The organism is Caballeronia sp. ATUFL_F1_KS4A, from assembly GCF_023630905.1.
GTDB lineage: Bacteria > Pseudomonadota > Gammaproteobacteria > Burkholderiales > Burkholderiaceae > Caballeronia > Caballeronia zhejiangensis.
In genome coordinates, this window is record NZ_JALQEB010000029.1 from 43,735 (window position 1) to 64,190 (window position 20,456).

General features: G+C 64.8%; 20 protein-coding genes. 10 read left to right on the top strand and 10 right to left on the bottom strand.

Features of this window, described 5'->3' with window-relative positions:
- The first annotated feature begins 33 nt into the window (after window positions 1-33).
- A complete protein-coding gene (locus tag NCS03_RS15420) occupies window positions 34-984 on the top strand; it encodes a glutathione S-transferase family protein (RefSeq protein ID WP_008353845.1) in 951 nt (316 codons plus the stop codon).
- On the opposite strand, the gene NCS03_RS15425 is transcribed toward NCS03_RS15420, so the two are convergent.
- Together NCS03_RS15425 and NCS03_RS15430 are read right to left on the bottom strand one after the other, a co-directional pair.
- Window positions 972-1,823 carry a 3-hydroxybutyryl-CoA dehydrogenase gene (locus tag NCS03_RS15425; RefSeq protein WP_008353844.1) on the bottom strand — a complete coding sequence of 284 codons (852 nt, stop codon included), beginning with the start codon at window positions 1,821-1,823 and terminating at the stop codon, window positions 972-974. The two genes, NCS03_RS15420 and NCS03_RS15425, sit on opposite strands and share 13 nt — an antisense overlap.
- A gap of 89 nt (window positions 1,824-1,912) precedes the next feature.
- On the bottom strand, window positions 1,913-2,398 hold the full coding sequence (locus tag NCS03_RS15430; protein WP_250529361.1) for a 2,4'-dihydroxyacetophenone dioxygenase family protein: 486 nt from the start codon (window positions 2,396-2,398) through the stop codon (window positions 1,913-1,915).
- 117 nt (window positions 2,399-2,515) lie between these two features.
- Here NCS03_RS15430 and NCS03_RS15435 point away from each other — a divergent pair, with 117 nt between their 5' ends.
- From NCS03_RS15435 to NCS03_RS15455, 5 genes are all read left to right on the top strand, one after another.
- On the top strand, window positions 2,516-3,442 hold the full coding sequence (locus tag NCS03_RS15435; protein ID WP_008353841.1) for an ABC transporter ATP-binding protein: 927 nt from the start codon (window positions 2,516-2,518) through the stop codon (window positions 3,440-3,442).
- Window positions 3,439-4,200 (top strand): ABC transporter permease, encoded by a 762-nt coding sequence (locus NCS03_RS15440; RefSeq protein WP_008353839.1) that lies wholly within the window; start codon window positions 3,439-3,441, stop codon window positions 4,198-4,200. The genes NCS03_RS15435 and NCS03_RS15440 overlap by 4 nt, the downstream gene beginning before the upstream one ends.
- A 42-nt stretch (window positions 4,201-4,242) precedes the next feature.
- Entirely contained in the window at window positions 4,243-4,722 is a 480-nt protein-coding gene (gene msrB / locus NCS03_RS15445) for a peptide-methionine (R)-S-oxide reductase MsrB (protein WP_008353838.1), read from the top strand.
- Between the two features lie 38 nt (window positions 4,723-4,760).
- A complete protein-coding gene (locus NCS03_RS15450; protein ID WP_008353837.1) occupies window positions 4,761-5,342 on the top strand; it encodes a hydrolase in 582 nt (193 codons plus the stop codon).
- A gap of 61 nt (window positions 5,343-5,403) precedes the next feature.
- The gene (locus NCS03_RS15455; protein WP_008353836.1) at window positions 5,404-6,450 is read left to right on the top strand and encodes a patatin-like phospholipase family protein; all 1,047 of its coding nucleotides are present in this window, start codon (window positions 5,404-5,406) and stop codon (window positions 6,448-6,450) included.
- 210 nt (window positions 6,451-6,660) lie between these two features.
- Here NCS03_RS15455 and NCS03_RS15460 read toward each other — a convergent pair whose 3' ends face one another.
- On the bottom strand, window positions 6,661-7,824 hold the full coding sequence (locus NCS03_RS15460) for a metallophosphoesterase (protein WP_008353835.1): 1,164 nt from the start codon (window positions 7,822-7,824) through the stop codon (window positions 6,661-6,663).
- A gap of 259 nt (window positions 7,825-8,083) precedes the next feature.
- Between NCS03_RS15460 and NCS03_RS15465 the strand changes: the two genes are divergently transcribed.
- On the top strand, window positions 8,084-8,680 hold the full coding sequence (locus NCS03_RS15465; protein ID WP_008353834.1) for a hypothetical protein: 597 nt from the start codon (window positions 8,084-8,086) through the stop codon (window positions 8,678-8,680).
- Window positions 8,681-8,759: 79 nt separating this feature from the next.
- Here the strand turns inward: NCS03_RS15465 and NCS03_RS15470 are convergent, their stop codons facing one another.
- Together NCS03_RS15470 and gabT are read right to left on the bottom strand one after the other, a co-directional pair.
- Complete coding sequence (locus tag NCS03_RS15470; protein ID WP_250460787.1) at window positions 8,760-10,220, bottom strand: NAD-dependent succinate-semialdehyde dehydrogenase; 1,461 nt, start codon at window positions 10,218-10,220, stop codon at window positions 8,760-8,762.
- A gap of 199 nt (window positions 10,221-10,419) precedes the next feature.
- Window positions 10,420-11,715, bottom strand: coding sequence for a 4-aminobutyrate--2-oxoglutarate transaminase (gene gabT / locus NCS03_RS15475; protein ID WP_309806605.1), 1,296 nt, complete (start codon window positions 11,713-11,715; stop codon window positions 10,420-10,422).
- Between the two features lie 115 nt (window positions 11,716-11,830).
- Between gabT and pdxR the strand changes: the two genes are divergently transcribed.
- Together pdxR and NCS03_RS15485 are read left to right on the top strand one after the other, a co-directional pair.
- A complete protein-coding gene (gene pdxR, locus NCS03_RS15480) occupies window positions 11,831-13,318 on the top strand; it encodes a MocR-like pyridoxine biosynthesis transcription factor PdxR (protein WP_175979121.1) in 1,488 nt (495 codons plus the stop codon).
- Window positions 13,319-13,439: 121 nt separating this feature from the next.
- On the top strand, window positions 13,440-14,633 hold the full coding sequence (locus tag NCS03_RS15485) for a M20 aminoacylase family protein (RefSeq protein WP_250529490.1): 1,194 nt from the start codon (window positions 13,440-13,442) through the stop codon (window positions 14,631-14,633).
- A 6-nt stretch (window positions 14,634-14,639) separates the two neighbouring features.
- Here the strand turns inward: NCS03_RS15485 and NCS03_RS15490 are convergent, their stop codons facing one another.
- The 5 genes from NCS03_RS15490 to NCS03_RS15510 form a co-directional block, all read right to left on the bottom strand.
- The gene (locus NCS03_RS15490) at window positions 14,640-16,181 is read right to left on the bottom strand and encodes a methyl-accepting chemotaxis protein (RefSeq protein ID WP_034474397.1); all 1,542 of its coding nucleotides are present in this window, start codon (window positions 16,179-16,181) and stop codon (window positions 14,640-14,642) included.
- A gap of 138 nt (window positions 16,182-16,319) precedes the next feature.
- Window positions 16,320-16,469, bottom strand: a complete 150-nt coding sequence (locus NCS03_RS15495) for a hypothetical protein (RefSeq protein ID WP_162483418.1) — start codon at window positions 16,467-16,469, stop codon at window positions 16,320-16,322.
- Window positions 16,470-16,508: 39 nt separating this feature from the next.
- Window positions 16,509-17,096, bottom strand: a complete 588-nt coding sequence (locus NCS03_RS15500; RefSeq protein ID WP_008353823.1) for a glycosyltransferase family 9 protein — start codon at window positions 17,094-17,096, stop codon at window positions 16,509-16,511.
- A 295-nt stretch (window positions 17,097-17,391) separates the two neighbouring features.
- Complete coding sequence (locus NCS03_RS15505) at window positions 17,392-17,898, bottom strand: hypothetical protein (protein WP_008353817.1); 507 nt, start codon at window positions 17,896-17,898, stop codon at window positions 17,392-17,394.
- A gap of 149 nt (window positions 17,899-18,047) precedes the next feature.
- Window positions 18,048-19,544 (bottom strand): UdgX family uracil-DNA binding protein, encoded by a 1,497-nt coding sequence (locus NCS03_RS15510; protein WP_008353815.1) that lies wholly within the window; start codon window positions 19,542-19,544, stop codon window positions 18,048-18,050.
- 198 nt (window positions 19,545-19,742) lie between these two features.
- Here NCS03_RS15510 and NCS03_RS15515 point away from each other — a divergent pair, with 198 nt between their 5' ends.
- Entirely contained in the window at window positions 19,743-20,453 is a 711-nt protein-coding gene (locus NCS03_RS15515; protein WP_250529362.1) for a glycosyltransferase family 2 protein, read from the top strand.
- Window positions 20,454-20,456: the final 3 nt, after the last annotated feature.

The window sequence follows — 20,456 nt, forward strand, 5'->3', positions numbered from 1 at the left end:
CCGATTGCGCCACCCCACGCAAGGAGAATCGAAATGGGACTGCTCGTCGACGGAAAATGGCAGGACAAGTGGTACGACACGTCATCCACGGGCGGACGCTTCGTGCGCAAGGACGCGGCGTTTCGCAACTGGGTCACGGCGGACGGCGATACCGGCTTCAAGGCCGAGGCAGGGCGTTATCACCTGTATGTGAGTCTCGCGTGCCCTTGGGCGCATCGCACGCTCATCATGCGCGCGCTCAAGGGGCTGGAAGCGATGATCGACGTATCGGTCGTCAACTGGCTGATGCTCCAAAACGGCTGGACCTTCGACGACGCGCCGGGCGTCGTGCCCGATTCGATCAACGGCGCGCGCTATCTGCATCAGGTGTACACCGCCGCCGATCCGCATTACACCGGTCGCGTCACGGTGCCGATTCTGTGGGACAAACAGCGCGGGACGATCGTCAATAACGAGTCGTCGGAAATCATTCGGATGCTGAATTCGGCGTTCGACGGCATCGGCGCGAAGCCGGGCGATTACTATCCGCGCGAGTTGCGCGAAGAGATCGACACGCTCAACGCGCGCATTTACGACACGGTCAACAATGGCGTCTACAAGGCGGGTTTCGCGACGACGCAAGCCGCCTACGAGGAAGCGGTGATGCCGCTCTTCGAGACGCTCGATTTTCTCGAAGAACGCCTCGGCACGCACCGCCATATCGCGGGCGACCGGTTCACCGAAGCCGACATTCGCCTCTTCACGACGCTCGTGCGCTTCGACGCCGTGTACTTCGGCCACTTCAAGTGCAATCTGCGGCGCATTGCGGATTATCCGAATCTGTCAAAGTTCGTGCGCGACGTTTACGCGATGCCGGGCATCGCCGCGACCGTGAACTTCGAGCACATCAAGCGGCATTACTACGAGAGCCATCGGACGATCAATCCGACGGGCATCGTGCCCGCCGGACCGGTGCTCGATTTCGTCGCTTCTCAATCGTACTGATACACGCCGCGCTTCGTCTTGCGACCGAGGCGTCCCGCCGACACGAGCTCGCGCAACAGCGGGCAGGCGCGGTACTTGGAATCGCCGAAGTCCTTGAGGAACACGTCCATCACCGAGAGGCACACGTCGAGGCCGATCAGGTCCGCGAGCGCGAGCGGTCCGATCGGATGATTCGCGCCGAGCTTCATGCCGGCGTCGATTTCCTCCGCGCTCGCGACGCCTTCGTACAGCACGAAGAACGCTTCGTTGATCATCGGCACAAGAATGCGGTTGACGACGAAGCCCGGCGAATTGCGCACGCCGATCGGCGATTTGTCGAGCTTCTCGGTGAGTTCGCGCACGGCGGACGCGGTTTCATCGCTCGTCTGCACGCCGCGAATCACTTCGACGAGTTGCAGGAGCGGCACCGGATTGAAAAAGTGCATGCCGATGAAGCGCTCGGGCGTGGCGAGCGTCGCGGCGAGCGCGGTGATCGAAATCGACGACGTGTTCGACGCGATGATCGCATCGGCGCGCGCGGCGTCTTCGATCTGCTTCAGAATGCGGTTCTTGAGCTCCGCGTTCTCGGTCGCGGCTTCGATGACGATGTCCGCTGCGGCGAGACGTCCGTAATCGGTCGACGTTTCGATGCGCGTCAACGCCGCGTCGCGCGCCGATGCCTCCAGCTTGTCCTTCGACACGAGCCGCTCGAGGCTGCCCGTCAGCGTTTTGATGCCTTTTGCGAGCGCGGCGTCGGTGACGTCGATCATCACGACCTTGAAGCCCGCGACGGCGGCGACCTGCGCGATGCCGTTGCCCATGGTTCCTGCGCCGACGATGCCGACGGTTTGAATCTTCATGCTTTTGCTCCTCCTTGATCTGCGCCGGCGCGTGCGGCCGGCAAACCGGAAATGGTCGAAAACGCGCGAGGCGCGTCCAGGCATCGATTCTAACCAGCGGAAAAGGCGGTCAGATCTTTTGGCGCGATGCCGTTTGCGTCGCAAAACGCAAGGTATCGGTCGAGTCCGCTTTTCCAGTTTTCGGCGGCGAGGACGTGGCCCTTGTCGTTCACGAACAGCAGTTCGCCCTGAATGATATTGAGCGTGACGATGTCCGCGCCCCCCGAATGCGGTGGCAGCGCCTCGGGCGTGTGGCTCGAACCCGCCGTCTCGTACACGATGCTGCCCGGCTCCGCGATCCACTCGTGCTCGCGATATTTCCAGCGCCCCTGCACCGTATAGACGATCACGGTTCCCGTATGACGATGACGGGGCATCTCGCCTTTCGCCGGCGCCTTCATCATCGCGATGACTTCGCCGCGAACCGGGTCGAGCTTGAAATACTTGACGAGCACGCGCTCGCTGTACGGCGTGAACGGCACCCACGGCAGGTCGGCGTCGTTGAGGCACGAGGTCTGGATCTGTTCGAACAGCATGATGTGGCTCCTTTCGGGAACGGCCATTTTATGCACTGCCGCGCGCGTCGAACATTGGCCGAATGGCCGACCCTTTCATTCAAGCCGGAAGGCGCGGTATCTGCTATCGTCCACGCCATGTCGACCATCATCACCGTTTCCAATCTGTCCAAGACCTACGGGTCGGGCTTTCGCGCGCTCAGGGACATCAACCTCGAAATCCGTCGCGGCGAGATTTTTGCGCTGCTCGGCCCGAACGGGGCGGGCAAAACGACGCTCATCAGCACCGTCTGCGGCATCGTCAATCCGAGCGAGGGCAAAGTGACCGTCGCCGGTCACGATATCGTCACCGACTATCGCGCCGCGCGCGCGATGATCGGTCTCGTGCCGCAGGAGCTCACCACCGACGCCTTCGAAACCGTCTGGGCGACCGTGTCGTTCAGCCGCGGGCTTTTCGGGCGGCCGAAGAATCCGGCTTACGTCGAGAAGGTGCTGAAATCGCTGTCGCTCTGGGCGAAAAAGGACAACAAGATCATGACGCTTTCGGGCGGCATGAAGCGGCGCGTGCTGATAGCGAAGGCGCTCGCGCACGAACCGGAGATTCTGTTTCTCGACGAGCCGACCGCGGGCGTCGACGTCGAATTGCGCCGCGACATGTGGAACCTTGTGCGAGAGCTGCAGGGCAACGGCGTGACCATCATCCTGACGACGCACTACATCGAGGAAGCGGAGGAGATGGCGGATCGCATCGGCGTCATCAATCGCGGCGAAATCGTGCTCGTCGAGGAAAAGCGCGAGCTGATGCGCAAGCTCGGGCAGAAGAAGCTCACGCTGCAACTCGAACATCCGCTCGCCGAAATTCCGACGCAGCTTCAGCCCTACGGCCTCGCGCGTTCGGCGGACGGCGGCGAACTCACGTACACATATGACGCGCAGGACGAGCCGGGCCGCATTATTGCGCTGCTTCGTCACGTCGACGAAGCCGGCGTGCGTTTCAAGGATCTGCAAACGACGCAAAGCTCGCTTGAAGATATTTTCGTGAGCCTCGTCAGGGAAGCCAAATGAATCTATACGCCGTTCGCGCGATCTACCGTTTCGAGATGGCGCGCGCCGGGCGCACGCTGATGCAAAGCATCGTGTCGCCGGTCATTTCCACATCGCTTTATTTCGTCGTCTTCGGCGCGGCCATCGGCTCGCGCATTCCGGAAGTCGACGGCATCAGCTACGGCGCGTTCATCGTGCCCGGCCTCGTGATGCTGTCGCTGCTGACGCAAAGCATCGCCAATGCGTCGTTCGGCATCTATTTCCCGAAGTTCACGGGCACCATCTACGAATTGCTGTCCGCGCCGGTGTCGTACTTCGAGCTCGTCGTGAGCTATGTCGGCGCGGCGGCGACGAAGTCCGTCATTCTCGGGCTCATCATTCTTCTGACCGCGCGGTTATTCGTGCCGCTCAGAATCGATCATCCGGTGTGGATGATCGTCTTTCTGCTACTCACGTCGGTAACGTTCAGCCTGCTCGGGTTCATCATCGGCATCTGGGCCGACGGCTTCGAGAAGCTGCAGATCATTCCGCTGCTGATCGTCACGCCGCTCACGTTCCTCGGCGGCAGCTTCTATTCGATCAATATCCTGCCGCCGTTCTGGAAGGCGGTCGCGTTGTTCAATCCGGTCGTCTATCTGATCAGCGGCTTTCGGTGGAGCTTTTACGGACTCGCCGATGTCCACGTCGGCGTGAGTTTCGGCATGACGCTGGTGTTTCTTGCGGTGTTTATCGCGATCGTCGCGTGGATCTTCAAGACGGGATACCGGTTCAAGACGTAGCGCGGCGCCGGCTGTCAACCAAGGCATGAGGGCGTTCATCGTATGAAGATCATGAGGCGCACGAAGCGCAATTTTCTCGGTGCGATGGCGGCCGCCTTCACGGGCGGGTTTCCCTCGGCGCCCGCCAGATCGTACGAAATCGATCACACCAGCGCGGACTGGCGGCGCCGTCTGTCGTCGGAACAATTCCGCGTGCTGAGGCGCGGCGGCACCGAGCCGCCGTTCTCGAGCCCGCTGCTCAAGGAACGCCGCGACGGCACATACGCGTGCGCGGGATGCGGATCCGCGCTGTTTTCGTCGGCGACGAAATTCGATAGCGGCACCGGCTGGCCGAGCTTCTGGAAGCCGGTCGATGGCGCAGTCGCGACGCACGCGGACGCAACCGGCCACATGCGCAACGAGGTCCATTGCCGGCGCTGTGGCGGGCATCTCGGCCACGTTTTCGACGACGGTCCGAAACCTACCGGCCTGCGCTATTGCATGAACGGCGCGGCGCTTGAATTCCTGCACGACGAAGCCTGACATCGCGCAGTCATCCATCCATTTCTAGCCGACTCGCCATGAACGCACCTGAACTCAAGCTCGATGCCGCGAAGACCGCGCTCGTGCTGATCGATTTGCAGGCGGGCATCGCCGCCTTGCCCGTGCAACCTCACTCCGCCGCGAGCGTGCTCGCCAATGCGCGCGCGCTCGCCGACCGCTTTCGCGCGCTCGGCGCGCCGGTCGTGTTCGTCAAGGTCGCGTTTCCGAACGCCCCCGGCGGCTTGCGGCCGATCACCGACGCAGGTCAGGCGCAGGAAGCGCCCGAGCCGGCGGGCTGGAGCGACCTGTGCGCGGAACTGGACGTGCAAGCAACCGATATCGTCGTCACGAAGCGGCAGTGGGGCGCGTTCTACAATACCGACCTCGACTCGCATCTGCGCCGGCGCGGCATCGGCACGATCGTGCTGGGCGGCATCGCGACGGCGATCGGCGTCGATTCGACGGCGCGCGGCGCGCACGAGCGCGGTTATCAGCAAGTGTTTGTCGAGGACGCGATGAGCGATCTCAACGCCGACACGCACGAATCGACCTGCCGCTACATCTTTCCGCGCATCGGGCGCATTCGTTCGACGCAGCAAGTGCTCGCCGCGCTGGCATAGCGGCGCGCGTCGCCTATCCTGTAGCGTACGTCCGATATCGACGGACGCGAGAGGTGCGGCGATGGCGGCCATTCCCAAAGTAGCGATCGCGTGTCAGGGCGGCGGCAGCCATGCGGCATTCGCCGCGGGCGTGCTCGACCGGCTGCTGAGCGGCGAGTTCGTCAACCGCTTCGAACTGGTGGCGCTGTCCGGCACGTCGGGCGGCGCGATGTGCAGCGCGCTCGCGTGGTGCGGACTGCTGCTCGGCGGCCCGCCGGACGCCAGGCGGCGTCTCGCCGCGTTCTGGAAGGATCTGGAAGCGCGCGACGGGCCGGATATCGTCGTCAACGCGGTCGGTACGTGGTACGCACGCTTGCCCGTCAATGCGGAGATCAGTCCGTATCTGTATCCGCCGATAGCCGAAGAACGCCTGCGCGAACTGCTCGCCAAGCATCTGCCTTTCGCGTCGCTTCCCGCCGATCCGCAATTGCGCGCGAAGCCGACGCTTCTCGTCGGCGCAACGGACGTGCGTTCGGGCGACCGCGTGATCTTTCCCGGCGACAGGCTCGATCAGGACCAACTGGTCGCCTCGGCTGCGGTGCCGCCGCTGTATCGCGCGGTCGCGGCCGATGGGCGCATGTGCTGGGACGGCCTCTTCAGCAGCAATCCGCCGGTGCGCGAATTCACCGACTTCGCGCTCGATTCGCGGCCCGACGAAATCTGGGTCGTGCAGATCAATCCGCAGTATCGGCGCGAGTTGCCTGAATCGATGAACGAGATCATCGACCGTCGCAACGAGTTGTCCGGCAATCTCGCGCTCGGGCAGGAGCTTTACTTCACGACGCGCGTGAACGAACTGCTTGCAGCCGATGCGTCGCTCGAAAAGCGCTACAAGCCGATCAAGGTTCGCGTCGTGGAGATGCATCTCGACGCGAAGGATTATCCCGGGCCGCTCGACTATGCATCCAAGCTCGATCGCAATCCGGCGCTGATCCATGCGTTGATGCGCAAAGGACGCGAGCGCGCGGAATGGTTCTTCGACGCCCGCTCCGACTGGCCGCGCGAGGGCACCGCCCCGCACAGAAGCGTCTATGCGACGACGCCCGCGGCGATGTCGGCGAAAGCGTGAGTGGAGATTCGGACTCCGTGACAATCGAACTGCGTTTCATTGTTTAGGAGATTTCTTATGTCCTCGGTTTTTCTGTTCGCCTATTTTTCACTTACTCGCTGGCGGGGCCCCGCCCGTCAATCGAGTTGCCCGTTCATCACCGTGATCGGGAGTAGCGCTTGTCCCCGAGCGCTGGACGCGCGCCGCACCCTACGGCGCGCGTCCCTTTTTTTATGCGGCCGTAGCCGCAACCAGTCGAACCAGCGTGATCTCTGAAGGCGCGCCCAGCCGCTTGGGCGGTCCCCAATAGCCGGTTCCACGGCTCGTATAGACCCACAGTCCGTTGAACTTAACGAGTCCGGCGACGAACGGCTGTTGCAGCCGCACGAAGAAATTCCACGGCAGGAATTGACCGCCATGCGTGTGCCCCGAGAGCTGTAGCGTGAAGCCCGCTTCGGCGGCGGCCGTGGCGCTGCGCGGCTGGTGCGCGAGCAGCACGCGCACGATGGCGTCGTCGGGTGCGCCGCTGATCGCCTTCGCGGGATCGCTGCGATGCGCCGGATCGAAACTGCCCGCGCTGAAATCCGTGACGCCCGCGACCACGGCCTGAGCGCCGTCATGATTCAGCACGACATGCTGATTGAGCAGCACGGTCAGGCCGAGGCGCCGAAATTCGGCGATCCACTTGTCCGCGCCTGAGTAATATTCGTGATTCCCGGTGACGAGAAACGCGCCATGCCGCGCGCTGAGGCCCGCGAGCGGGCGTGTGTGATCGGCGAGATTCGGCACGCTGCCGTCGACGACATCGCCTGTCACGGCGATGAGATCAGGTTCGAGCCCGTTCACGGCGGCGACGATGCGTTCCACATAGTGCCGCTTGATCGTCGGGCCGACGTGGATGTCGCTGATCTGCGCAATCGTGAAACCCTGGAGCGCGGCCGGGAGATTGTCGATGGGCACATCCACGCTCACGACCGGCGCGCGCCGCCGCGCGTTGTAGAAACCGATCGCGGAGAAGAGCACGGCGAGGAGCGGCACGGCGAGCGCGCTATAGCCGACGAGCATCGGCGAACCGACGGGCGCGCCGCGCAGCCAGTCGGCGAGATGCACGAAGAGGAGCATCACGTCGCGCGCGAAGGTCAGCAAGAGCAGCGACGAGAAAAAACCGAGCGCCGTCAGCCCGAACCAGGCGAGGCGATCCGCAAGCGACTGCGGTTCGATCTGCCGGGCCGCCATGCCGAGCGGAATCGTGATGACCGATGCCGCAAGCAACAGCGCCGCCAGCACCTTGAGCGGCAGGCCGACGGGCGCATCCGGGATGAGCCGGACGCCCACATAGATATGAAACAGAACGCCGATGCCGATGAAGCGGAGAAAGAATGCCGAGCGTCGCATAGCGCTCCTGGAGAGATCGGGGAAGCGGCAAGGAGACGGGCGGCGCGCGCCCGTGGCGGATATGGGGCCGATTCTACCGGTTAGACGCCGGGCGCGCCTTTGTCGACGCGCGTCGCGGAGAAGATGGCGAATCGTAATATATCGTTCGAATGGCTCGGCGCACGCGGCGCGGACGTTATAAATACGCCGCCTCGACTGTCGTTGCGACAGTCGCACGGCGGAATTTCCGCATCGCGTTTTTATTCGAGGAGTCCATTCAATGAATCTGAAACTGTGTGCCGCTGCAATCCTTTCCCTGTCCGCAATCGTCGCTTCGACGGGCACGGCGCTCGCGCAAGACAGAACGCTGGCGGCGACCGCGGAACAAGTCGTGAGCCAGGAGCAGCCGGTTCATATCCGGGCGCAGATCGTCGGCATCGATCGCGCGAATCGCGCGCTGATGGTGCGCGGCGCGAACGGTGATTCGACCGTCCAGGTGGGCAAGGAAGTCAAAGGCTTCGAGCAATTGAAAGTCGGCGACCAGATCGACGTCACCTACAAGGCCGCGTTGCTCGTCAGCGCCGAGAAAGTGACGGGCGCGGCCAAGGGCGACCGTACGCGCATCGATACGACGACCTATCAGCCGACCGTGGGTGCCGACGGCGTGACGGGTTTCGATGCGACGCGCCGCATCGAGACGATCGCGACGGTCGAAAGCGTCGACGTGAAGAAGCGCAAGATCACGCTGCGCGGCGCATGGCGCACCGAGACGCTCGACCTCACGCCGGGCATGGCTGCCGAGAAGCTGAAGAAGGGCGACACGATCCACGCGGTGTACGTGTCGGCGACGGCGGTGCAAGTGACGTCGGCACAATGATCGGCAGGACGTTCTAAACGGCAAAAAGCCTCGGCACGAAAGCGCCGAGGCTTTTTCTTTTCGCGTCAACGAAACGCGATCACACCGCCATGCAGAGATACTTGATGACGACGTAATCGTCGATGCCGTAATGCGAGCCTTCGCGCCCGAGGCCCGACTGCTTCACGCCGCCGAACGGCGCGACTTCGTTCGAGATGAGGCCGGTGTTGATGCCCACCATGCCGTATTCCAGCGCTTCGGCGACGCGCCAGATGCGGCCGATGTCGCGGCTATAGAAGTACGCGGCGAGGCCGAACTCGGTGTCGTTGGCGAGCTGCACGACTTCGTCGTCGGACGAGAATTTGAAGATCGGCGCGAGCGGGCCGAAAGTTTCTTCCTTCGCCACTTTCATGTCCGGCGTGACGCCGGTCAGTACGGTCGGCTCGAAGAACCCGTGACCGAGCGTGTGCCGCTTGCCGCCCGAAGCGAGCGCGGCGCCTTTCGCGAGCGCGTCCGCGATATGCGATTCGACCTTTTGCACGGCCGCTTCGTTGATGAGCGGCCCGAGCGCGACGCCGCTTTCCGTGCCGCTTCCGACCTTGAGCTTGCTCGCGGCTGCCGCGAGCTTTTGCGCGAAGGCATCGTAGACGCGCTCGTGGACGTAGAAGCGGTTCGTGCACACGCAGGTTTGTCCGCTATTCCGATATTTCGATGCAATCGCGCCTTCCACGGCGGCGTCGAGATCGGCGTCGTCGAATACGATGAACGGTGCGTTGCCGCCGAGTTCCAGCGTCACCTTTTTGACGGTCGGCGCGCTTTGCGCCATCAGCAGACGGCCGACCGCCGTCGAGCCGGTGAACGACAGCTTGCGCACGATCGGATTGTCCGTCATTTCGCCGCCGATCGCTTTCGGATCGCCGGTCAGGATGCTGAGCACGCCTTTCGGCAGGCCCGCGCGTTCTGCGAGCACCGCGAGCGCGAATGCGGAGAAGGGCGTTGCTTCGGCGGGCTTCACGACGATCGGGCAGCCGGCTGCGAGCGCCGGTCCGACCTTGCGCGTGATCATCGCGGCGGGGAAGTTCCACGGCGTGATTGCGGCGCAGACGCCGATCGGTTCCTTGGTCACGACGATGCGCTTGTCGGCGGCGGGCGTGGCGAGCGTATCGCCGGCGACGCGCTTGCCTTCCTCCGCGAACCATTCGATGAACGACGCCGCGTAGGTGATTTCGCCCTTGGCTTCGGCGAGCGGCTTGCCTTGCTCGGTCGTGAGGATGAGGGCGAGATCGTCGGCGTTTGCCATCATCAGGTCGAACCAGCGGCGCAGGATGGCTGCGCGTTCCTTGGCGGTTTTTTTGCGCCAGGCGGGCCAGGCGGTGTTGGCGGCATCGATCGCGCGGCGCGTTTCGGTTGCGCCCATGTTGGGGACTTTGCCGAGGGATTCTCCCGTTGCCGGGTTCACCACTTCAAACGTTTCGCCGTTGTCGGCTTGTTGCCATTCGCCGTCGATGTACGCTGCGTGACGCAAGAGCGTCGGGTCTTTCAGGTGTTCTTTCAGGCTCATTTGCTAGTCCTTTCGGGTCGGCTCGGGGTTGTCGCTGGATCCCGTTCTCGTGTCGGCCCCGGTGTTTCGCCGGATCCCGTTTTCTTAGTGGTCTATTAGCACTGCCCCGCACAGGGGCAACGCTAATAGACCGACGCGAATACGGGATCCGGCGACCAACGCAAAACAAAAAACCAAAAACCAAAAACCAAAAACCAAATCAAACCGCAACGCCAACAGTCTCCGTCAACACATCTTCAAGAATACCGAGCGCCTCATCAAAAACCGCATCCTGAATGGTGAGCGGAAACAGGAACCGAACCACGTTCGAATAAACGCCACAAACCAACAGCAGCAACCCGCGCTCCAGCGCCCGCGTCTGCACGAGCTTTGCAAAAGCAGCATCCGCATCATGCGAACCGGGCTTGCAGAACTCGACCGCGATCATCCCCCCCGGCCCGCGCACATCGGCGATCTGCGGCACATCGCCCTTCAGCGCTTCGAGTTTCGCCTTCAGCTTGTCGCCGAGCACAACCGCGCGCTCGCAGAGCTCTTCATCGTCGATGATGTCGAGCACCGCATGCGCCGCCGCCACCGCCAGCGGATTGCCCGCATACGTGCCGCCGAGCCCGCCCGGCGCCGCCGCATCCATGATCTCCGCGCGCCCGACGACGCCCGACAGCGGCATCCCGCCCGCCAGCGACTTCGCGATCGTCATCAGATCCGGCACGACGCCGTGATGCTCCATCGCGAACAGCTTGCCGGTGCGCGCAAAGCCCGTCTGCACTTCATCGGCGATCAGCAGAATGCCGTGGTCATCGCAAATCTTGCGCAGGCCGCGCACGAATTCCGTCGGCGCCGGAACGAAACCGCCTTCGCCCTGCACCGGCTCGAAGATGATCGCGGCAACACGCGTCGCTTCGATATCCGCCTTGAAAAGATGCTCGATCGCGCGCAGCGAATCCTCGACGGACACGCCATGCAGCGAATTCGGGAACGGCGCATGGAACACGTCCGACGGGAACGGCCCGAAGCCGATCTTGTACGGCGCGACTTTGCCCGTGAGCGCCATGCCCAAGAGCGTGCGGCCGTGAAAGCCGCCCGTGAACGCGATCACGCCCGGCCTGCCCGTCGCGGCGCGCGCGATCTTCACCGCGTTCTCGACAGCCTCCGCGCCCGTCGTGAAAAACGCCGTCTTCTTCGCGTGCGAGCCCGGCGCGCGGGCGCTGATCTTCTCGGCGAGCGACACATACGACTCGTACGGCACGATCTGATACGCCGTGTGCGTGAAGCAGTCGAGCTGCGCGCGAATCGCCTCGACGATCTTCGGATGGCGATGCCCCGTATTGCACACCGCGATGCCCGCCGCGAAGTCGATGAAGCGGCGGCCCTCGACATCCCACAGTTCCGCGTTCTCGGCGCGCGCCGCGTAGAAATCGCACATCACGCCGACACCGCGCGGCGTCGCAGCGTTCTTGCGGGCGTGCAGATCGGCGTTCTTGAGGTTGGTGCTCACGGAAATCTCCTGGATCGTTGGTGGCCGCATCGGCCGACTGAATATAGAGACGACTATAGTAAGATTTGGCCCTCAAGTTCAGAGCCATTTCAATAAATCTATAGGAGCCAATTCGATGTCGACGCGCGCAAGCGTGCTGTCCGACTGGCTGGCGCAGCGCATCGATCGCACGAACGGCCAGCCGATCTACCGGCAATTGCATCGGCTGCTACAGCAGGCCATCCTCACGCGCGAGCTCGCGGCGGGCGCGAAAGTGCCGTCGTCGCGCTTGCTTGCCGCCGAGCTCGGCGTCGGGCGCAACACGGTGACGCAGGTCTACGAGCAACTCGCGCTCGAGGGCTACGTGTCGTCGGCGACGGGGCGCGGCACCTTCGTCGCGGACAGCACGCCCGACGACATCGTGTTCGACGACGCGCCGCCCGCGGCGATCGCGCCATCCGATGCACAATCGACGCTCTCCACGCGCGGCGCGCGGCTGATTTCGGGCGCGGGCGTGTCGAAGCGTCAGGGCGGCGCGTTCATGCCGGGCGTGCCGGACGTATCGCGGTTTCCGTCGCGCGTGTGGAACCGGCTGCACGCGAAATACTGGCGCAAGCCGCTGCCCGATCTGCTCACCTACGCGCCGGGCGGCGGCCACGCGGGACTGCGCCACGCGCTCGCGCACTATCTGCGCACGTCGCGCTCGGTGCGTTGCACGCCGGAGCAGATCGTCGTGACGACGGGCATCCATCAATCCATCGATCTCGCCGCGCGCCTGCTCGCCGATCCGGGCGACACGATCTGGACGGAGGATCCGTGCTACTGGGGCGTGCGCAGCGTTCTGCAGGTTTCGGGGCTCGATCTGAAGGCGATTCCCGTCGACGCGGAAGGCATCGCGCCGACATCCGCCGATCTCGCGTCGCCGCCGAAGCTGATGCTCGTCACGCCGTCGCATCAGTATCCGCTCGGCATGGTGATGAGCCTCGCGCGCCGCCGCATGCTGCTCGAATATGCGCGCCAGCACCGCTGCTGGATCATCGAGGACGATTACGACAGCGAATTCCGCTACGGCAGCCGGCCGCTCGCGTCGCTGCAGGGCATGGACACGGCGGGGCAGGTGATTTACGTCGGCAGTTTCGGCAAGACGCTGTTTCCGGGGCTGCGCATCGGTTATGTGGTCGTGCCGGAAGCGCTCGCGGAGAGCTTCGCGATGGCGAGCGCCGAGCTGTATCGCGAAGGGCAGTTGCTGCAGCAGGCCGTGCTCGCGGAATTCATCGAGCAGGGGCATTTCACGTCGCATATCCGGCGGATGCGCGCGCTCTACGGCCAGCGCCGCGACGCGATGCTCGCGACCATCGCCGCGCGCTACGGCGACACGCTTTCGATCGCCGGGGGCGATGCCGGGCTGCATCTCGTGCTGAAACTGCCGCGCCACGTCGATGATCGCGCGCTCGCCGCCGCCGCGCTCGCGCAGAACATCGTCGTGCGGCCGCTGTCGGGGTATTACGCGCATCGGCCGGACGCGGAATCCGGCTTGCTGATCGGATATGCATGCGTGCCGGACGACGACATCGCGCCGGCTTTCGCCACGCTCGCCGACGTGATCGACCGGTTTCTGCGCTAAAAGCGGTCGAAATTTCACGATTCGCTTACGGTCAGCGAAAAAAACGCGCGCGGAACTGGCAAGCGCGGCGCATGTGGAGGATCATGTGCGCCGTTTTCCGATCAACCGCAAGGGCTTCTCCATGACGATCTCGTCCGACCACCACTTCACCGTCATCGCCGATCTCTCCGACGACGCGCCTTCGCTGCGCGAAATTCGCCACGATATCCATCGTCATCCGGAGTTGTCGTATGAGGAGACGCGCACTGCGGCGCTCGTCGCGGAGCGGCTCGAAGAGTGGGGCTGGACGGTGACGCGCGGCGTCGGCGGGACGGGCGTCGTCGGCACGTTGAAGGCGGGCGACGGCACGAAGAGCATCGGACTACGCGCGGACATGGACGCGCTGCCGATCATCGAGCAGAGCGGCAAGCCCTGGGCGAGCGAGACGCACGGCAAGATGCACGCGTGCGGCCACGACGGCCACACGACGATGCTTCTCGGCGCGGCGCGCCATCTCGCGCGCACGCGCAATTTCAACGGGACGGTGCATCTGTATTTTCAGCCGGCGGAAGAGCACGGCGTGCCGAGCGGCGCGCAGAAGATGATCGAGGAAGGTCTTTTCGAGCGCTTTCATTGCGACGCCGTGTTCGGCGTGCACAACCATCCCGGCGCGCAGCCCGGCACGTTCCTGTTCCGCAAGGGGCCGTTCATGGCGGCGGGCGATCAGGTGTCGATCGTGGTCGAAGGCGTCGGCGGGCACGCGGCGCGGCCGCATCTGTCGGTCGATCCGGTCGTCGTGACGGCGAGCATCGTCATGGCGCTGCAGACGATCGTCGCGCGCAACGTCGATCCGGCGCAGCCGGCCGTCGTCACTGTCGGCTCGATGCACGCCGGAACGGTCAACAACGTCATCCCGCATCGCGCGACGCTCGAACTGTCCGTGCGCTCCTTCGACCCGCAAGTGCGCGAACTGCTCAGGCGCCGCATCAAGGAACTGGTGGAATCGCAGGCGGCGAGCTACGGCGCGAGCGCGACGGTGAAGTATCTGGAAGGCTATCCGGTCGTCGTGAATTCGGACGCGGAAACGGAGTTCGCTATGGAGGTCGCGCGCGAACTGGTCGGCGCAGAGAACGTCGTCGCGCACGCCGATCTGCTGATGGGCAGCGAGGACTTCGCGTTCATGCTGCAGCAGCGGCCGGGCTCGTTCCTGCGCCTCGGCAACGGTGCGGGCGAGGACGGCTGCATGGTCCACAACCCGCACTACGATTTCAACGACAAGAATCTGCCGGTCGGCGCGGCTTACTGGGCGCGCCTCGTCGAACGATTCCTGGCGTGACCGAAATCACGCCGGCAGCCTGAAACTTCCGATCGCCTCGCGCAGCACATCGACCTGATCCTTCAGCGAATGCGCGGCGGCGGCGGCTTCCTCGACGAGCGCGGCGTTCTGCTGGGTCACCTGATCCATCTCGACGACCGCGCGGTTCACCTGCTCGATGCCCGCGCTCTGCTCGCGCGACGCGTGGCTGATCTCGTCGAGAATCTCGTTCACGCGGCGCACCGATTGCACGATTTCCGTCATCGTCGCGCCCGCGTTCGTCACGAGCGACGCGCCTTGCTCGACCGTCTGCGTCGACGTTTCGATGAGCGCCTTGATTTCCTTCGCCGCCGTCGCCGAGCGCTGCGCGAGACTGCGCACTTCCGCCGCCACGACCGCGAAGCCGCGTCCCTGTTCGCCCGCGCGCGCCGCTTCGACCGCCGCATTCAGCGCGAGGATGTTCGTCTGGAACGCGATGCCGTCGATCACGCCGATGATGTCGCCGATCTGCTGCGAGCTCGCGGTGATGCGCGTCATCGTGTCGATGACGTCGTCGACCACGCCGCTGCCGCGCGTCGCCACGTCCGCCGCCTGCTCCGCGAGACGCGCCGCCTGCGCGGCGCTCTCCGCGTTGTTCTTCACGTTCGCGGTCATCTGGTCCATGCTCGACGCGGTCTGCACGAGCGCCGCGGCCTGTTCCTCGGTGCGCTGCGACAGATCGGTGTTGCCCGCCGCGATCTCCGACGCGCCCACGTTGATGTTGTCCGTGCCGCTGCGCACCCGCGACACGGTATCGACGAGACCGCTCTGCATCACGCTGAGCGCGTGCAACAGACTTGTCGTGTCGTTCGGACGGACGTCGACGCTGCTCGTCAGATCGCCACGCGCGATGCGATGCGCCGCGTCGACCGCCAGTTCGAGCTCGCCGCCGAGATTGCGTTTGATGCTGCGCAGAACGATGAGCATCGCGGCCGTCGCGAAGCCGCCGAGCACGGCCGTGATCGCGAGCCAGCGCAGCGCGCTTGCCCAGAACGCGCTCTGCACGTCGTCCATGTACATGCCGGTGACGATGTACCAGTCCCACTGCCCGAAGCGCTGCGAGTAGGAGAGCTTGCCGACTGGCTTGTCGCTGCCGGGCTTCGGCCACAGATAGCTGATGAAGCCGCCGCCGGGCTGATCGCCCGCCTTGACGATATCGACGAACAGGCGAGTGCCCGCCGGATCGGCATAACTCGAGAGATCCTGCCCGTTCATCGCGGACTTGATCGGGTGCATCACCATCCTCGGATGCGAGTCGTTGATCGAGAGATAGCCGTCCGTGCCGTAGCGGATCGCGCCGACCACTTCCAGCGCGCGCTTTTTCGCTTCGTCTTCGGTGAGCGTCTTGTTCGCGGCGAGCGCCGCGTAGTGCGCGGTGATCGAGTGCGCCTCGTTGACGAGCGTCTTCAACTGCTCCTTGCGGTCGTCGATCATCGACGTCCGGTTTTGCCATGCCCCGATGATCCCGATCGCGATCAAGCCGATCCACAGCACGGCGATCAACGAGCCGAGCTTCTTGTTCAACGTCATTCTCTTCATGTTGCGCCCGTCGCCTGTTTGCGTTGTATTCGCGTTGTCGTTTGCGACGGCGCACGCCGCCGCATGCCCGCTTTACGGCAGGCATGGGCGACGAATGTAGGGCGGGAATTCCCGTAGGGAAGCGTCGGATCAGAGACGCCGGATCGGATCCTTGTCGGGCGGCGCGTCGGGATGCTGCGGCTCCTCCGGCCGATGACCGGGCGAAGGCGGCGTGAGCGGATCGGCTTCCGGATCGCGGTTCGGGTCCGCGACGGGATCCGGAACGGGATTGGTTTGCATGTCGAATTTCATGATGTCCCCCGAAAGGTGGCTCTTCGTCTATGCCGATTCGTGCGCCGCCGGCATGTGCAGCGTGAACGGCTCGCCCGGATGCGCGCCGCCGGTGTGCGAGAGCGCGTCGCGGGCGTGTGCGGCGATCGCGTCGCTGCCGGTGTCGCGCGGATGTTCGTCGAGCACGATATGCGGCGTGCCGAGCGCGCGGGCGGCGGCGACGGGCGAGGACGCTTCGGCGTCGTCGGACAGGAGCAGCCGCGCATTGGCGATCAGGCGCGGCAGCGTCGCCGGCGCGACGGCGCCCGCGAGAAAGAGCGCGGCCGTCTGCATCGCGCCGAGCACGCCGGCGGTGCGCTCGGGATCGGGCGAATCGCCGACGATCGCGATCTGCCAGCCATCGGCGGCGAGCTGGTCGGCGACATCGGCATATCGTTCGGCGGGCCAGGCGGGCGCGGCGTGATGGCTGCCCGGATGGATCAGCACCAGGCGCTCGCGCTCGATGCCGTGGAACGCGGCGAGCGTGTCGTAATCGTCGCTCCCGTCACGCGCGGCGGCGGGCGGGGCGCTCGGCGCGTCGGGGACGAGCGTTGTCGTGAGGTCGTCGCTCAACGTGGAAAGGGGATTGGCTCGCATCTTGGCTCCTGCAAGTGGCGTGGCCTCGCTCGATTCGGCGCAACTCGCGGGGCCGCGCGCTTGGCAAGCACCCGCCATGCCCGGCGCGTTTGCGGCAGGTTCCGCCTGAAAATGCCCGCGTCGGACACAGATTGCGTTCCGAAGCGTGACAGTTTGAGCGTCGATTGCGGCATCTGTCACGTATTGAAGGAGGCGCGGCGGCGCTCGTCAAGGCGCGAAGTTTTCAGCGTCGATGTAAAAAAGCCGCCACCTCGCGATGGCGAGGCGGCGGCTTGGATGCGGCGTCGAGCGGCGCTCAGGTTTCCGTGTTGCCGTCGGCGGCGGGCAGCGTCTTCGGCGTGAACGCTTCGGCGCGGCGGCGGATGCCGTCGACTTCGCCAGTCACGAACGTGCGCTTGTCCGCGGCGAGCGCTTCCTGATACGACACGCCTTCCGGCACGCGATGCAGCAGCGCGCGCAATTCGCCTTGCGTCGTCTGCTCGACGGGCTCGTAGTCGTAAAGACCGAGCTCCAGTTCGGCGCGCTCGTGCAGGATGAACAGGCACGACGCGAACACCGCGACGCCGAGCACTTCCTGCACGCCGAAGCGGAATGCGTGCGGCACAGGCGAGAACGGCAGCCACGCGATGAGCGCGACGCCCGCGAGCGCCACCGCGATGGTCACGTTGAGCAGCAATTGCAGACGCGCGACGATGCGCTCGCGTTCGGTCTTCAGTTGCCCGGCCGATTTCGGCACGAGCGCGCGTGTGTGCAAGCCCTGCGATTGTTGACGGCGGAGTTCTTCGAGCGGGAGAGCGGCCATTTGGGTGTGATGTGGACCATCGGTGAGCGCCAGTCGGCGCGACACCGGTATAACGCGCGGCTTACAGGAACGTTGACGACGCTTTCGTCTTGTTGCGTCCTGTTTCGTCCTGTTTCGTCCTGTTTCGTCCTGTTGCATCTGCGGCTCGCTCAGCGCGTCGGGTCCTTCACCGGCGTGCGGATGGTCGCGGTGCCGTCGGCGATCTGCTGCGCGAAAACGAGCGCCTCGACGATCGTCCCGAAGACTTCCGCGCGCACTTTGTCGTCGGCGAGGCGCATCAGATACGACGGGTGATACGTCGGCACGATGATGTGCCCCTTATGCTCGATGGTCTTGCCGAGATACTCGGACAACGCCGTGCGATGCCCCGTGAGCGCCTTGAGCGCCGTCGCCCCGAGCGCGACGACGACTTTCGGCCCGATGCGCTTCAGTTCTTCGTCGAGCCAGTAGCGGCAGGCTTCGCGTTCGCGCTGCGCGGGCGCGAGATGCGCGCGCTCCTCGCCTTGCGCTTCCCATTTGAAATGCTTCACCGCGTTGGTCAGATAGAGCGATTCGCGCGCGATCTGCGCCTCGGCGAGCGCTTCGTCGAGCAGCTTGCCCGCCTGACCGACGAACGGCTTGCCCTCGCGGTCTTCCTGATCGCCCGGCTGCTCGCCGACCAGCATCACGCGGGCGTCGCCGGGACCGACGCCCGGCACCGCCTGCGTCGCGTTGCGCCACAGCGCGCAGCGCCTGCATGCATCGAGCGACGGCGGCTCGATCAGCATCGTGCCCTTGATCGGCTCCAGATCCGTGTTGATGGCGACTTCCATGTCGGGCGGCACATTACGCGGATGACGGTCGCGCCGCGAATAGGGATCGGCGCGGGAGATCAGCGCGGGATCGGTGCGCGCGTTCTCCGGGCTTTTCCAGTAGCGCACCGGCATATGCGACGCCATTTCGGCGGCGTTTTCCTGCGCCGGCGCGAACGTGCTCTCGTAATACGCGAGCCAGAGCGCCTCGATGGCGTCGCCGCTGATGGCTTCGCCGCTCATCGCGGTGTCGCCGAAATCCATCGGCTTTTCTTCCGGCTCGCTCGTGCGGTCCACGCGCAGGAGCGCGCCGTCCCAGAACGCGGCGCCGTGCGGCGTGGCGATCATCCACGTGGCGCTGCCCATGCGCGTGGCGAAGTGCATCGCGGCGTGCTCCAGCACATCGTGCACCGGCTCGAACCAACTGATGAACTCGGGCGGCCCGAGCGACGAATCGCGATGCCGGAAACGCAGCACTCTGCGCATTTCGCTTTCTTCGGCCTCGACCGATTCGATCATGCGCCGCAGCCGATGCCCGTCCGGATCTTCCGGCGAGGCGATCGCGCGGTCGCCCTGCGTCCAGCGCCACAGCGCCTTGTAGAGAAACCGCCAGCGGTCGGGCGCGCGAAAGCACGCCGCCGTTTCGAGCATGGCGAGGAATTCGCGCGCGATCTTGACCGGCTTCTTCGCATTCGGATCCGACGGGCCGCGCGACGCAACGATGGAGCCGAACACCGTTGCCGATGCATCGGTTTCGAGCCATTCCACGTCTTCCGGGCGCGCGTCTTCCATGAGGAGATTGCGCGCCTCGGTACGCCAGGCAGCGAACGACGGATCGATGGTGACGCTTTTCATCGGCGAACGGAATCATAAAAGCACTGTATATCCATACAGTAATTCTAGCGATTCCCGCCGCTTTTCAGCAACTATTTAGAGACGATCGCGCCCTTATACGGCGGAGCGGCCCGCCATTCACGGGAACGGCCATTGCTGAAATTCATCCATCGCGCCGTCCGATTGCCAACGGAAAAAAACTCACACACGGAGCCGCCAATGCTTGCCATCGTCATTCCTGCTCACAACGAAGCCGCGCATATCGGCGCGTGCGTCGCGGCTGCACGTCGCGCGGCAGATCATCATCAACTGCTTGGCGAGGCGGCGCGCGTGATCGTCGTCGCCGACAGTTGCAGCGATGACACCGCCGCCATCGCGCGGGCGCTGGGCGCGGAAGTGACGTGCATCGAGGCGTGCAATGTCGGCGTCGCGCGCGCGCATGGCGCACAGCGGGCGCTGGCGCTGGGCGCGCGCTGGCTCGCGTTCACCGATGCCGATACGACCGTCGCCGCAGACTGGCTCGTGCGCCAGCTCGACTGCTGCGCGGACGCGGTGTGCGGCGTGATCGGCGTGCACGACTGGTCGCCGCATATCGGCGCGGTGCGCGAGCACTTCGGGCGCACTTATACCGATGCGGACGGGCATCGGCATATTCACGGCGCGAACATGGGCGTGTCGGCGAGCGCGTACGTGAAGGCGGGCGGATTTGCGCCGCTGGAGACGAGCGAGGACGTGGCGCTCGTCGAAGCGCTGATGGCGACCGGCGCACGGATCGAGTGGAGTGCGTCGCCGCGCGTGGTGACGAGCGCGCGGACGGATTTCCGGGCGAAGAAGGGATTCGGCGCGACGCTGCTCGACGTCAGCCGGCGCTATCTGCCGATCGGCGCCGACGCCGAAGATTCCGCGGAAACGGCGGCGATCGCGGCTTAAGTC